Source organism: Leptotrichia sp. oral taxon 223 (assembly GCF_013394795.1).
In the GTDB taxonomy this organism is placed as follows: Bacteria; Fusobacteriota; Fusobacteriia; order Fusobacteriales; family Leptotrichiaceae; genus Leptotrichia.
The window spans coordinates 304,796-316,700 of record NZ_JABXYU010000004.1; the positions used below are offsets into that span (position 1 = coordinate 304,796).

Annotated in this window: 15 protein-coding genes; 3 read left to right on the forward strand and 12 right to left on the reverse strand. The window is 30.1% G+C overall.

What is annotated here, in order from left to right; all coding sequences use genetic code 11:
* Positions 1–304 precede the first annotated feature (304 nt).
* The 5 genes from HW275_RS11715 to HW275_RS11735 form a co-directional block, all read right to left on the reverse strand.
* Positions 305–1,102, reverse strand: a complete 798-nt coding sequence (locus tag HW275_RS11715) for a hypothetical protein (RefSeq protein WP_178936725.1) — start codon at positions 1,100–1,102, stop codon at positions 305–307.
* A gap of 78 nt (positions 1,103–1,180) precedes the next feature.
* A complete protein-coding gene (locus HW275_RS12500; RefSeq protein ID WP_255460111.1) occupies positions 1,181–2,143 on the reverse strand; it encodes a hypothetical protein in 963 nt (320 codons plus the stop codon).
* Between the two features lie 101 nt (positions 2,144–2,244).
* Positions 2,245–2,523, reverse strand: coding sequence for a hypothetical protein (locus HW275_RS11725; protein ID WP_178936726.1), 279 nt, complete (start codon positions 2,521–2,523; stop codon positions 2,245–2,247).
* Positions 2,524–2,637: 114 nt separating this feature from the next.
* The gene (locus tag HW275_RS11730) at positions 2,638–3,039 is read right to left on the reverse strand and encodes a hypothetical protein (RefSeq protein WP_178936727.1); all 402 of its coding nucleotides are present in this window, start codon (positions 3,037–3,039) and stop codon (positions 2,638–2,640) included.
* Positions 3,040–3,072: 33 nt separating this feature from the next.
* Positions 3,073–3,555 (reverse strand): SH3 domain-containing protein, encoded by a 483-nt coding sequence (locus HW275_RS11735; RefSeq protein ID WP_178936728.1) that lies wholly within the window; start codon positions 3,553–3,555, stop codon positions 3,073–3,075.
* A gap of 320 nt (positions 3,556–3,875) precedes the next feature.
* On the opposite strand from HW275_RS11735, the gene HW275_RS11740 reads away from it, so the two are divergent.
* The 3 genes from HW275_RS11740 to HW275_RS11750 all read left to right on the forward strand — a co-directional run bounded on the left by HW275_RS11740 (position 3,876) and on the right by HW275_RS11750 (position 4,950).
* Positions 3,876–4,373 (forward strand): methylated-DNA--[protein]-cysteine S-methyltransferase, encoded by a 498-nt coding sequence (locus tag HW275_RS11740; RefSeq protein WP_178936729.1) that lies wholly within the window; start codon positions 3,876–3,878, stop codon positions 4,371–4,373.
* A gap of 84 nt (positions 4,374–4,457) precedes the next feature.
* Positions 4,458–4,694 carry a type II toxin-antitoxin system RelB family antitoxin gene (gene relB / locus HW275_RS11745; protein ID WP_178936730.1) on the forward strand — a complete coding sequence of 79 codons (237 nt, stop codon included), beginning with the start codon at positions 4,458–4,460 and terminating at the stop codon, positions 4,692–4,694.
* A complete protein-coding gene (locus HW275_RS11750) occupies positions 4,684–4,950 on the forward strand; it encodes a type II toxin-antitoxin system RelE/ParE family toxin (protein WP_178936731.1) in 267 nt (88 codons plus the stop codon). Before relB ends, HW275_RS11750 begins: the two co-directional genes overlap by 11 nt.
* A 97-nt stretch (positions 4,951–5,047) precedes the next feature.
* On the opposite strand, the gene HW275_RS11755 is transcribed toward HW275_RS11750, so the two are convergent.
* The 7 genes from HW275_RS11755 to HW275_RS11785 form a co-directional block, all read right to left on the reverse strand.
* A complete protein-coding gene (locus tag HW275_RS11755; protein WP_178936732.1) occupies positions 5,048–6,235 on the reverse strand; it encodes a Sapep family Mn(2+)-dependent dipeptidase in 1,188 nt (395 codons plus the stop codon).
* 24 nt (positions 6,236–6,259) lie between these two features.
* The gene (locus tag HW275_RS11760) at positions 6,260–7,225 is read right to left on the reverse strand and encodes a N(4)-(beta-N-acetylglucosaminyl)-L-asparaginase (protein ID WP_178936733.1); all 966 of its coding nucleotides are present in this window, start codon (positions 7,223–7,225) and stop codon (positions 6,260–6,262) included.
* Positions 7,226–7,252: 27 nt separating this feature from the next.
* Entirely contained in the window at positions 7,253–8,332 is a 1,080-nt protein-coding gene (locus tag HW275_RS11765; RefSeq protein WP_178936734.1) for a M42 family metallopeptidase, read from the reverse strand.
* A gap of 5 nt (positions 8,333–8,337) precedes the next feature.
* A complete protein-coding gene (locus HW275_RS11770) occupies positions 8,338–9,327 on the reverse strand; it encodes a hypothetical protein (RefSeq protein ID WP_178936735.1) in 990 nt (329 codons plus the stop codon).
* A gap of 134 nt (positions 9,328–9,461) precedes the next feature.
* Positions 9,462–9,983 (reverse strand): GrdB-related putative oxidoreductase, encoded by a 522-nt coding sequence (locus HW275_RS11775; RefSeq protein ID WP_178936736.1) that lies wholly within the window; start codon positions 9,981–9,983, stop codon positions 9,462–9,464.
* 198 nt (positions 9,984–10,181) lie between these two features.
* Complete coding sequence (locus HW275_RS11780) at positions 10,182–11,531, reverse strand: PTS sugar transporter subunit IIC (protein ID WP_178936737.1); 1,350 nt, start codon at positions 11,529–11,531, stop codon at positions 10,182–10,184.
* A gap of 1 nt (position 11,532) precedes the next feature.
* Positions 11,533–11,859, reverse strand: coding sequence for a PTS sugar transporter subunit IIB (locus HW275_RS11785; RefSeq protein WP_178936738.1), 327 nt, complete (start codon positions 11,857–11,859; stop codon positions 11,533–11,535).
* Between the last annotated feature and the right edge of the window lie 46 nt (positions 11,860–11,905).

The following is an 11,905-nucleotide window of genomic DNA, read 5'->3' on the forward strand; positions in this document are numbered from 1 at the left end:
ATTAACTTCTAAATAAGTAATTATTCTTTTTTTCTTTTAATGTTTCTATCTGTTGTTCTAATAAATAATTTTCCTCTTCCATTCCCTTTCACCTTAAAACAAAAAAGTCTTGTCATAACTTATTTAAATACGACAAGACCGATGATCAAAACGATCAATTTATCTTAGATTAAGTATATCACTAAAACATTGATTCGTCAACAAGTATTTTAATTTTTTTTAAATAAAGTAAATTACAAATATAAATATCATTTTTTTCAAAACTTTAATCACTAAACATCAATATTTTCAACAGTTTTAAAAACTATTCTTCTCCATAAAGTTTCTTTTTAGTATCTGAAAAAACATTTAAAACTAATATTGTTGTAAAAATTACAATAATCAAAACTACCACATAAAAAAAATAATTAAAGATCGCTTTAGATAGATCTGTACTCTTTATTATTTCTATTATAAATTTCCAAATATAATCATTCTCTGTACCTGCTATAGTTTGATACATATATATATCCATAAAAATAGAGATAAAATAATACATTATAATTAAGATTATTGAATTTATAGCTGTATAAATAATTGAAAATATACTTTTTCCATTATTTTTTTCATATACTTTGATAGAAAATAAGGATACTGTCAGCAAGATTCCAACTAATTCTGTTCCCATTATTCCATTTAAAATTCCTTTTTTAAAAAATATTAAAATCATATAATTCAAATCTATTATTTCAGAATTCTTTGACACAGAAAAAGCAAATCCTCCTCCAAGCAAGAAAATTATTATAACCATCATAGCAAAAGTCCACAGCATTATTTTTATCAAATTATTTGCACCAAATCTTACTTTCATCATTTGTATAAAAATAACAGTTAGTATAACCAAAACAGTAAAACTAAATACCGCCTCTACTAACGTTGGAATCATCCCAGCATTTTCATTGCCATAATTCAACTTTAATACATTGATATAGTAATAATAATTAAAGATTGCTCTTTGTACTAATAACACAATCCATGTAGAAATAAATATTCCTGTTATTTTTAATATTCCTAAAAAAACATCAAAAAAATCTCTTTCCATTTTCTTTTCAAAATTTTCCATGAAAACCTCCACTATATTTTAAATTTTTTTGAATTTTTGCAAATCAACGTTTATAATTTTAAGTATGATTTATTTCACTTAAAAACTGTACTCTTTATAATCAAACCAGACATACCACAGTATTTTTTCTTTCTGATTAGGATACTCTCCAACAAGTTCTGTTACTATTGCCAATTCTTTTACTACTTCACTAAGCCACACATCTTCATCAGCTTCATCGTAATAAATTTCATATTTCTCCATTTTCTCTTCGGTTAAGTAATCACCAATTTTCAAATCTTCTGCTGGAAAATATTTCCCATCTTTTATATCAATCTTTACAATTTTTCCAGTTTTTGGATTTGCAAATAATGAATATTTCTGTTCTTTGTCTTCATACAGCAAATACTGATAATATTTTTTTAGATTTCTTTTCTCTGATGCAGAAATTACTTTTTTAATGTGATCTCCTAATTTTATTCCACTGTATTTACAGTTAATTTTAATATTTTCATCTAGTTTGACTTCAATTTTCCCTGTATCAAAATATCTCTTTAAGATTTTTTCAATTAACGTCAATTCATCCCAATAATATTTTTTTAAATTTACAAATTCAGGAACATCAAGATTTACGTTGTATTCCTGCAAATTATTTAAAAACTCCTCAGTATTCCCTATTTCAATTTCATCAAACCATTTATTCTTAACAATATACTTTCCTTCTTTTTTATTTATATAAAAAAACACGCAAAAAGCATACATATCTCTAAATATTGCAATAATAAATGGCTCTCCATCCTTTGCTTCTTCATTATAAATCAAAAATTTATTTTCAAAATTCCCATTTTTGACTTTTACATATTTTTCTGTATTGTTTAAAATGTCACAAAGTAATTCATAACTTAAATTTTCCTTAATTATTACCTCTTCTTCTTCTTCACTATTTGTTTCTTCTTTTTTATACTGATTATACAACCACAATTTCAATTTTTTACTCATAAATTTTTTTAAAAGAAAACTATCCTTAAATATTTTATTTCCCCACAACAATTTATCAAGCATAACAAAACCTCGACTAATTTATTTTTCATTATATCACAAAAAAAGAACTCTGAAAATATCAAAGTTCTCATTTCAAATTTTCTTCTTTAGTGCTGTTTTTACTACTCACAGGAAACTCTTACGTTATCATCCCTTATATTAAAAGACAGTTCCCTTGTCTGAAAGTTGAAAGTTGGGTAAATTCTTATTTCTCCATTCTCTATTTCCAAATATTCAGTATAATAACTTAAATCCCCATTTGCAGTCACTCTGAATCTTCCTGAATAATCTCCATTTGAAAGAATTCCGGAACATATTCTTCCATTTGCCATAGCATTTCCTGCAATTCCAGTAAAAATTGATATTACCGTTACCATTAATAATCTTTTTGATATTTTCATTTTAATCTTCCTCTCTTTATTTTTATAATTTATTGCTTCAAAATTATGTTTAAAAATTTCTGTTCAATGCTCAAATTAAAAATTTTTCTAGTTAAATCTTAAATTCAACACTCCTTAGTCCTTCATTTCTTTATATTTTGAAGAATATTCATAATCTAGTCCTGCTTTTTTAAATCTCTTTACATTTTTACTATACAGTTTTTCATTATCATCCTTCAACTGATCGTTTATAAAAAAAGTTACTTCTATAAAATGTTGTAATTTAGAATAATTTTGTTTTTTCATTTCAGGATAAAATGTTTCAAAAAAATAGTCAAAAAGTTCTTCATATTTTTCATATCTTGCGTAATTGTTGAATTTTTCTTCCATTTTTTCCAACGACTCTTTTTTCATAGTATCTTCTGCCACTATCTTTTTTGTAGTCTTTTTCATCATATTATTCTCTGCCGCTACTGTTACGACTGCAACTAAAATTAATGCTCCTATTATTGTTAATAATTTTTTCAATATTCTCATTTCAAATCATCCTATCTTAAATTTTATAATATACTATTTCTCTTTCTTAACTTGACTTCTATGCACGTATGCCACTGGTATATGTGGAGAATCTCCGTATGTAATATACAGCCAATCTCCTTTTTCTTCATAAACTTCTAATACTTTTCCATTTTTTTCTTTTCCAGCTATTTTTGCACTTGAAGAAGGTTCCCATCTTATATTTGCATATCCGTCCTTTGAAGAAACGACATAAGTCTCCATCAGGTAGCCTTGACTTTTATGGATATACCCGTATAGAATTTTTCCCGATTCTGTTCTATATTTTATGTAATACCAGTTACCTTCCCTTCTAATTAATTCGCCTCCCTCAAACATATCCAATCCAGCTAATATTTTTGAACTGCTTGAGGGTTTTTCCCTAAGATTAGCTAATGTTGCATCATTTAAATATGCTTCAAAATAGGTTTTAGAAAATCCTAAACTGCAAAATGCCAAAAATATAGCCTTTAACATTAACTTTCTACACTTTCTCATAAGTTTCAACTCCTTTAACATTTTTTATTAACTGTATTTTTTCTTTGTTATATTTAATGTAGCTATAAAATAACAGTTTTATAAAATCTGTAAAAAATAAAATTAATTCTTTTTACGTTATTATTATACCACATATTATTCAAAAAAACTAGAAGCAATTAAAAAATTATAATAAAATTTATTATGCTATATTTACTTTTATATGCAATCATACTATAATATTTCTATAATAAAAAAATTTAATAGTTTATTATAATCAAAACTAATTTTATCAATAAACCTTAAATATAAAATATTCAAAAATTGAAAGGCTAATAACAATGAAAAAAAATATCTATTTTTATGAAACCAATACTCCAATTGGAAAAATTGGACTTGCTACAACAGAAAATGATTCTCATATTACTGATGTAATCTGGAATTATGAAATTGAAAAATTTAAAAATGATGATAATTTTCAAATTAAAGAAACCAAGTTAATAAAAAAGGCAAGAAATCAGTTATTTGAGTATTTTTCCAAAAAACGAAAAAATTTTGACTTGCCACTTCTAAAAGAAGGAACTCCTTTTCAAATTTCTGTCTGGAACGCTCTTGAAACAATCCCTTACGGCGAAACCCGTTCCTACAAGGACATAGCAGTTGCAATCAAAAACGAAAAAGCAGTCCGTGCGGTTGGAATGGCAAATAATCGAAATAAAATCTCAATTTTTATTCCTTGCCATCGTGTAATTGGTGCGAATGGAAAATTAGTTGGATATGGTGGCGGACTTCATATAAAGGAGTTTTTATTAGAACTGGAAGGCATTGAAATAAAGTAGCTTAATAAAATATTTTCATTGCTTTTTATTATTTTTTATGTTAAAATTTTATTAACAAAATTAACAAGAAAGGGTGTGAACTTTATGATAACCGTTTCTATAAATGCTAACCCTGACATAGAAAATAAAATCAATAACTATGTTAAGGAAAACAATATCAATTTAAACCAAGTAATGTTAGATTTAATTCTTGAAAAAATCGAAGATGAAGAGGACTACAAATTGGCTGTTGAAGCTTATGAAGAGTATAAGGCAAACAAAGAAAAGGCAATTTCATTTGAAGATTTAGTAAAAAAAATGGGATTGGAAAATGAAATATAAAGTCATCATCAGACAAAAGGCTGAAAAACAATTAAATAAACTAGATAATTCTGTAAAACTAAAAATTATGCGTTATATTAAACAAAATCTTAATAATACAAATAATCCAAAAAAATTTGGTAAAGCATTAAGATACAATCTGAAAGGATTTTGGAGATATAGAGTTGAAAATTATAGGATTATTGCAAAAATTGAAAAGGATGAATTAGTCATTTTAATTGTTCAAATAGATAAAAGGGATAAAATTTATATTTAGAATTATTTCTAAATTTATTAGGTTAATTGAGAATTGAAAATGATAAAAACTGTCTGATACTCTATTTTTAAGAATAAAAGGCAGTTTTTTTACTTTATTATTTTCTATTTTTCAATTTACTTATTTCATATAATGAAAGTGCATAAATCTCTGTTATTTTCTCTAAATCTGACAGATCAAGCCACTCATCAGGTAAATGTGCTATATCCTTCTGACCTGGAAAACTTGGTCCATATGCAATAATATTAGGAATTATCTTTGCATAAGTTCCTCCTGTAGTTGTGACAGGTTCTGCATTAAACCCTGTAACATAATTATATACTTTCTGTAAAGTCTGCACATATTCAGAACTTTTATCATATAGAACTGGATTCCAGTTGGAAATTTCTTCCAGCTCCGTTCCCTCTGTCAAATTACTTCTGATTAAATCCATAAGCTGCTCTTTTTTACATATTGCAGGATAACTCATTACAAATTCAAAAAAATGTCTGTTTCCAGCAATTCCAAATCTGTACCCTCTTAATATCATTTCTCCGAAATCATCATCCGCAAAGTTTATTTTTAATTTTACACCGTTACTAGGTGCTGATAAAATATATCCATTTACAAATTCATATAATTTCTCTAAATCTTTCATTTCAGAATATATTCTTACCTTAAGCCTTCCCCTTTCTCCGTACACAACTGGCCATTTACAGTCAGGAGTCCAACCAAAAATAGGAACTTTTTCCTTTGTCAGATAATGTTTTACACATGCAAATCCTGTTTCTTCATTTGTTCCGAAAACTATTCTTACAGGAACATCAAATTTTATTCCTAATTTTTTCAGAATATGGAGTGCAAAAAGATTTGACAGAATGGGACCTTTATTATCCAGAACACCCCTTCCATATATGCGATTATTTTCTATTTTCCCACCTAATGGAGGGTATTTCCACCCTTCACCAAGAGGAACAACATCTACATGTCCAAAAATCCCTATATATTCCTCATAATCCCTTATTTCTTCCGGTACATATTCTGCATAACCTATTTTATTATCTATATTCGCTGTATTAAATCCCAGTTTTTCTGATATTTCCAGAGCTTTATCCAGTGCCTCAGCAGGCCCTTTCCCAAATGGGGCATTTTCTTCAGCTTCCGTCTGAATGCTGTAAATTGAAACTAATTCACGTATTTTCCCTATTAATTCAGGCTGTATTTTTTTCACTTCTTCTTTTATTTTCAATATTATTTCCTCATCGGAAATATTCCTGTTTTTATCATATTTTTTATTATCATCCATATTATTATCCTTTTTCTACCTGCCTTATTTTTCTATAAGAGGTTTAGTTCTTTCATTGATATACTCCTGTAGCCACTCTTCAGTCGCTTCTTCATGTACCATTTCACCGTCTTTTCTTTTTGTCCTGTATACTTTTACAGGAGTCTTTTCATTTCCTGCAACAAAGGAAAAATTCTCAATATTTGTAGCTACTCCCCATTCTCCTTTATTATTCATGGCAACTACAGAAATATCTCCTGCTTTTCCTCTTTTTCTTATCAATTTCTTTTCAAAAGTGAAGACAGCCTTTTCACATGCTTTCTGAGGAGAAAGACCACTTTCCATAAGTTTTACTATCTCATATGAAATTATTCCCTTCATTATATCTTCTCCAAGCCCTGTTGCACTTGCTCCTCCAATCTCACTGTCAGCATAGAGTCCTGAACCAATTACAGGCGAATCTCCCACTCTTCCTTTCTTTTTCATGAAAAGTCCACTTGTAGAAGTTCCTGCAACTATATTTTCTTCTTTATCAAGGCACACCATACCAACCGTATCATGTCCTGAATAGGGCTTTATTTCTATTTCTTTTATATGTGCCATATCCTTCAATCTGTTTCTGTAATGTATTTTTGCCCTTTCTGTAAGCATATTTTTTCTTTCAAAACCTTTTTTATGCGCATATTTTTCTGCGCCTTCACTTACTAACATGCTATTTTCATTTAAATGACTCAAATCTCTGGCAACAGATATAGGATTGGCAAAATCCTTAATGGCACATACTGCACCAAAATCAAAGCTGCTTCCATCCATGTATGCCGCATCCAGTTCCACTTCCATTTCTTCATTTGGAAGTCCACCGTAACCTACAGATTTATAAAAAGGAAAATCTTCAACATTTTTTATTGCTGTTTCTATTGCTTCTCCCGCTTTTCCATCATTTTTCAGTATTTTTGCAGCTTCTTTGACACCATCATGTGCCATGCACCATGTTGCAATTATTCCCCACATCTTCTTACCTCCTCAAGTTTTTTCATCTTATTCACTGTAATTATAGTTTTCCTTCAATATTCTGTCATACTTTTCAGGAGTCAGATCTTCTACTATCAGTTTCAGCAGTTTCAATGTCGCAATAATATCATCCTTATGTACAACTCCAAGATGAGTATGCATGTATCTCATAGGTATAGATAAAGTTGTTGCAGGTATTCCAGTTCCTGACTTATGAATATTCCCTGCATCAGTCCCCCCATCTGTAAAACAGCTCAGCTGATAAGGAATTTCATTCTTTCTGCATAGATTTTCAATATAAATAAGCAGTCCTCTGTTCATTATGGTCATTGAATCAATAACATTAATAGCTACCCCTTTTCCAAGCTTTATATTGTTTTTATTCAAGGGAGTATCCCCTGCCAAAGTAGTATCTACAGCTATTGCCAGGTCAGGAAATACTTTATGTGCTGTTGTTCTTGCACCTCTTAGCCCAACCTCCTCCTGAACTGTTGCTGCTAGTGTGACTTTGTTACCTGTATTTTCATTTTTCAGCATATTCATAAGCCATATTCCTGCTGCTACACTTACACGATTGTCAAAAGCTTTTCCTGCAAGGTATCCTTCTTCATTCAGATCTATCATTTCTCCATACGGACATATCATATCTCCTACTTTTATTCCCAGTTCTTCAATCCGTTTTTTACTGCTGACTCCCATATCAATATATAGTTTATCAATTGGCAATACCTTTTCTCTTTCCTTTTCCTTTATTGAATGGACTGCAGGTCCACCAATAACACCATAATATATATTCTTTTTTTCATTTATAACTGTCACCTTCTGGTTAAGCAGAACATGCGACCACATATTTCCTACATTCTGAAAATACAGGTACCCCTGCTCATCTATTTCCTTTACTACAAATCCTACTTCGTCCATATGAGTGGCTATCATTATAGAAATACCATTGCCTTCTTTTGTAAAAAGGCAGGATCCAAGACCATCCTGAGAAAATGGAAGATTTATATGCTTTTTCAATATATCGACAATATTCTCTTCAAATCCTGAAATTGCATAAGTTTCTGTCAGCTCCTTCAAAACTTCCCATTTTATATCAAAATTCATTTTTCTCACCCTTTAAATCCGAATTTTTCTATTTTTTCAGCAGTCAGTCCCTTAATAAACTCTATGATTACATCACTAAGATTATTTATGTGCTTTACTTTTAACGAATTTAAAAGAGCCTGTCTATGTTTTAAAGGCAGTACAAGTACAACTGTCGGAGTTCCCTCCAATGACTTATGGATAAATGACCCGTCTGTTGCTTCCAGCTGAACATGCCCTTTAGGAATATATCCTTTTTTCTGTGCAACTTCATAAAATTCCTGTTTTAACATTTGATTTGGAAGCATTGACTTATCAAAACTACGAATATATATGGCATTTTCTTTGGGTTCTTTTACATATGCTGTATCAATGACAATTGCTATATCAGGTTTTACAGCAGTCGTTGCCGTTATTGCACCACGCTGACCTGTTACCGAATGAGATATTCCGCCTACTGCTACATCAAATGGAAGATTTTCGTTCCCTTCTTCCAGTTTATCCAGAACTGTAAGACCAACCTCAAGCCCTGCCCTGTTAGAAAGATTTTTAGAAAGTATTTCTCCTTCCGGAAGGCATAAAGTTGGAACATCAAGTAAAAAAATATCTCCAATCTGAATTCCTGCCTTTAAAACTTCCTCTTTACTTCCATATCCTGTATCAAGTAAAAGTTCATTTTCATTTTTTACTATAAACCCTGTATATTCTTCATGTCTTCTGTTAAGTACTTTTACTGTTCTCTGCTCAAACAGATTCTTTTCATAAACTCCTATTGTTAAAAATTCCATCAGTCCGTCTTCCCTGATGTCTGAAACCATTCCTCCACTTTCATCCATGTTTGAACTTATCATTATTTTATATGACGAATCATTTCCTTTTTTAAGACCAAAAACAGACCCTAGTCTATCTTTTATTATTGAAAGTTTTCTTTTTTTGTATTCATCATATAAAAAATCATGCACTTCCTTTTCATCCCCTGAAACTCCATTTAACTGACATAATTCTTTTAGTCTCATATTTACTCCATTTCTTTTATTTGACAATACAGATAAATTAATAGACAAAACTATTCTCAAAGTATTCAAAAATAATGTAAAAATTTATGCTTCTCATATATTTTATTTAAATTTTTATGATAATTTTTTCCTAGCTATTTATATATATAATCGCTTACTTCGGATAAATTATCCCCATCATAAACCTTCTTAATTACTTTTGCCATATTCTGCAGTGATTCACGTAATCCTACTCCACCTTTTTTTGGCATTTTTATCATTACCAGATTATTTTTATATTTATCTATTATTTCTTTATTTTCTTCTGAACATACAACTACAGGTTTACAATTTGTTTCCTTTTTTACATGTTCTGCTAAAATGGAGGACATTTCTGCATAGTTGTAATAGTTGAAACATGGTCCACACAAAAGAATATCCGCTTTTACCTTATTTAGAAGACCTGTCATCTTTTCAAGGACAAGTTCCTGATTTTTCTTAAAATAGCTGTCGCTGCAGTATGTTGTTGCAAGCACTGTTCCACCTATATTTTTTATATATTCTGAAAACATCATGTATGAACCTATTCCACCCTTTTCAAGTGCAAGTTCTACATTAGCACCTTCTTTTCCACCTGTTCCAGATTGAATCTGATCAAAAAATAAAACTATTCTCATTGTCTGTCTCCTTTACTGCTAAAAATTTTACTTAAATGTTCTGTCATTAGCTGCTCTGTTATTTTTATAATTTTTTAAACACTTTCTTATTAAATAAAATTTCCATATTGAAGTAATCTCCATAATGAACAAAACTGTCCCAAAATTAAAATTTATAAATAATTTTGAAACAGCCTTATTCAATACAAATTATATTTTTTAGAAAGATATATCATCAAGTGAAATGTCTTCTAAATCATCTTTTTCATTTTTTTCTATAGGTTTTGTTTCTTCTTCCAGATATTGATTGTCCAATACTTTGAAAAATGGATAGTAAATAAGGCATCCAATTATCACCAGTATTATTTGGAAAATACCTGCAATTATACTTCCTGTAGCCAGCCATCCTGAAAAGAACATAGGTGTTGTCCAAGGCAGTAATACTCCTGTTGTACGGGGTATAATATGTAATAAAGTAGCAGCTGTTGCCAAAATTGTATTAACAAGAGGTACTAACAGGAATGGTATTGCAATAATCGGATTTAATACAACTGGAAGTCCGAAAATAACCATTTCATTTATACCAAAAATTCCAGGCACTATAGATAATTTTCCTAATTTTTTCATACGTTCCGACTTGCCTTTAAATATCATCAGTAACACTAGAGATAACGTACTTCCTCCTCCACCGAAGTTACAGAAGAAATCGCCAAATGACCCTGTAAATATATTAGGCAGAGGCTGATGCGTATTAAATGCAGTCAGATTTTCAGCAGTTAATGCCAAGTGTATAGGGTTGAAAATAGTATTTGTAACTGCTGGACCATTTATACCAAAAAACCAGAATAATGTCGACAGGAACTGATAAATAGGCTCAAATATGAGGCTTTGTCCAAATCCCATTAAAGGTGCCTGTAATATTTTATAAATAAAATCATGTGCATATCCTTCCTTAGTTAAAAACAGGAATCCAAGTCTTATTATAAAAAAGGTAAACATAACAAACATACTTGGAATCAATGCCGCAAATGAATTCATTACTGCAGGCGGCACTCCATCCGGTAATTTTATCGTCCATCCCTTATTTTTAATTGCAGTAAATATTGTTACAGAGATTAATGCTGTAATCATTGCCAAAAATAATCCTTTTGTTCCTAAATTTCCTGATGCAAATCCGCTAAAAGCCTTACCTTCCTTATCCACAAAAAGCGGGTGTGTCTGAGGGCTTATAATCAGGAATGCAACTAATGAAACTGCTGCTCCCGCTATTCCTTCTATTCCCTTCGCTTTTCCATAATAATACCCAATACCGATGACTCCAAGAAGAGCTATTATACCAAACGTGGAATTAATAACCGCATCAAGATATTCTTCCCATCCTTTTCCAAAAAAATTAGCTACAAATTCTGAATATCCAGGAATTGGAAAATTTCCGATAACTAGAAATATTGAAGCCACTATAATTAATGGTGTACCTACTAAAAATCCATCACGGATTGCCGTCAAAACTTTATTGCTGCTCAATTTAGATGCCAAAGGCCCTAACACTTTTTCCAACTTATCAAACATTCTACTTCCCTGCCTTTTCCTTCAATATTTTTATTGCTCTCTTTAAAATACGTTCCCCATCGACTCTCCCATAATCTTCAAGATCAATTACTGCTACTGGAATCCCCTTTGGTTCGTATTTTGAAGCTGTCTGTTCAAGTTTAAATTTTACCTGTGGTCCCAATAGAATTACATCAGGATGAACTTCCTCAACAATAACATCAATCTTATTGTCAGGAAAAGCCTTAACTTCAACTGGAAGGCTATGCTTATCTGCCACTTCCTGCATTTTTTTGGCAACTAAGCTTGTAGACATCCCAGCACTGCAAAATAAGTATATTCTTTTCATAAAATCCTCCTCTAAATTATGTATATTTTATTATATTTTTTTATTT

What these genes read in the sequence shown, in the direction of transcription:
- HW275_RS11715 (WP_178936725.1), bottom strand. Translation starts at nt 1,102, where the DNA reads ATGGAAAATTTTGAAAAGAAAATGGAAAGAGATTTTTTTGATGTTTTT.
- HW275_RS12500 (WP_255460111.1), bottom strand. Translation starts at nt 2,143, where the DNA reads ATGCTTGATAAATTGTTGTGGGGAAATAAAATATTTAAGGATAGTTTT.
- HW275_RS11725 (WP_178936726.1), bottom strand. Translation starts at nt 2,523, where the DNA reads ATGAAAATATCAAAAAGATTATTAATGGTAACGGTAATATCAATTTTT.
- HW275_RS11730 (WP_178936727.1), bottom strand. Translation starts at nt 3,039, where the DNA reads ATGAGAATATTGAAAAAATTATTAACAATAATAGGAGCATTAATTTTA.
- HW275_RS11735 (WP_178936728.1), bottom strand. Translation starts at nt 3,555, where the DNA reads ATGAGAAAGTGTAGAAAGTTAATGTTAAAGGCTATATTTTTGGCATTT.
- HW275_RS11740 (WP_178936729.1), top strand. Translation starts at nt 3,876, where the DNA reads ATGAAAAAAAATATCTATTTTTATGAAACCAATACTCCAATTGGAAAA.
- relB (WP_178936730.1), top strand. Translation starts at nt 4,458, where the DNA reads ATGATAACCGTTTCTATAAATGCTAACCCTGACATAGAAAATAAAATC.
- HW275_RS11750 (WP_178936731.1), top strand. Translation starts at nt 4,684, where the DNA reads ATGAAATATAAAGTCATCATCAGACAAAAGGCTGAAAAACAATTAAAT.
- HW275_RS11755 (WP_178936732.1), bottom strand. Translation starts at nt 6,235, where the DNA reads ATGGATGATAATAAAAAATATGATAAAAACAGGAATATTTCCGATGAG.
- HW275_RS11760 (WP_178936733.1), bottom strand. Translation starts at nt 7,225, where the DNA reads ATGTGGGGAATAATTGCAACATGGTGCATGGCACATGATGGTGTCAAA.
- HW275_RS11765 (WP_178936734.1), bottom strand. Translation starts at nt 8,332, where the DNA reads ATGAATTTTGATATAAAATGGGAAGTTTTGAAGGAGCTGACAGAAACT.
- HW275_RS11770 (WP_178936735.1), bottom strand. Translation starts at nt 9,327, where the DNA reads ATGAGACTAAAAGAATTATGTCAGTTAAATGGAGTTTCAGGGGATGAA.
- HW275_RS11775 (WP_178936736.1), bottom strand. Translation starts at nt 9,983, where the DNA reads ATGAGAATAGTTTTATTTTTTGATCAGATTCAATCTGGAACAGGTGGA.
- HW275_RS11780 (WP_178936737.1), bottom strand. Translation starts at nt 11,531, where the DNA reads ATGTTTGATAAGTTGGAAAAAGTGTTAGGGCCTTTGGCATCTAAATTG.
- HW275_RS11785 (WP_178936738.1), bottom strand. Translation starts at nt 11,859, where the DNA reads ATGAAAAGAATATACTTATTTTGCAGTGCTGGGATGTCTACAAGCTTA.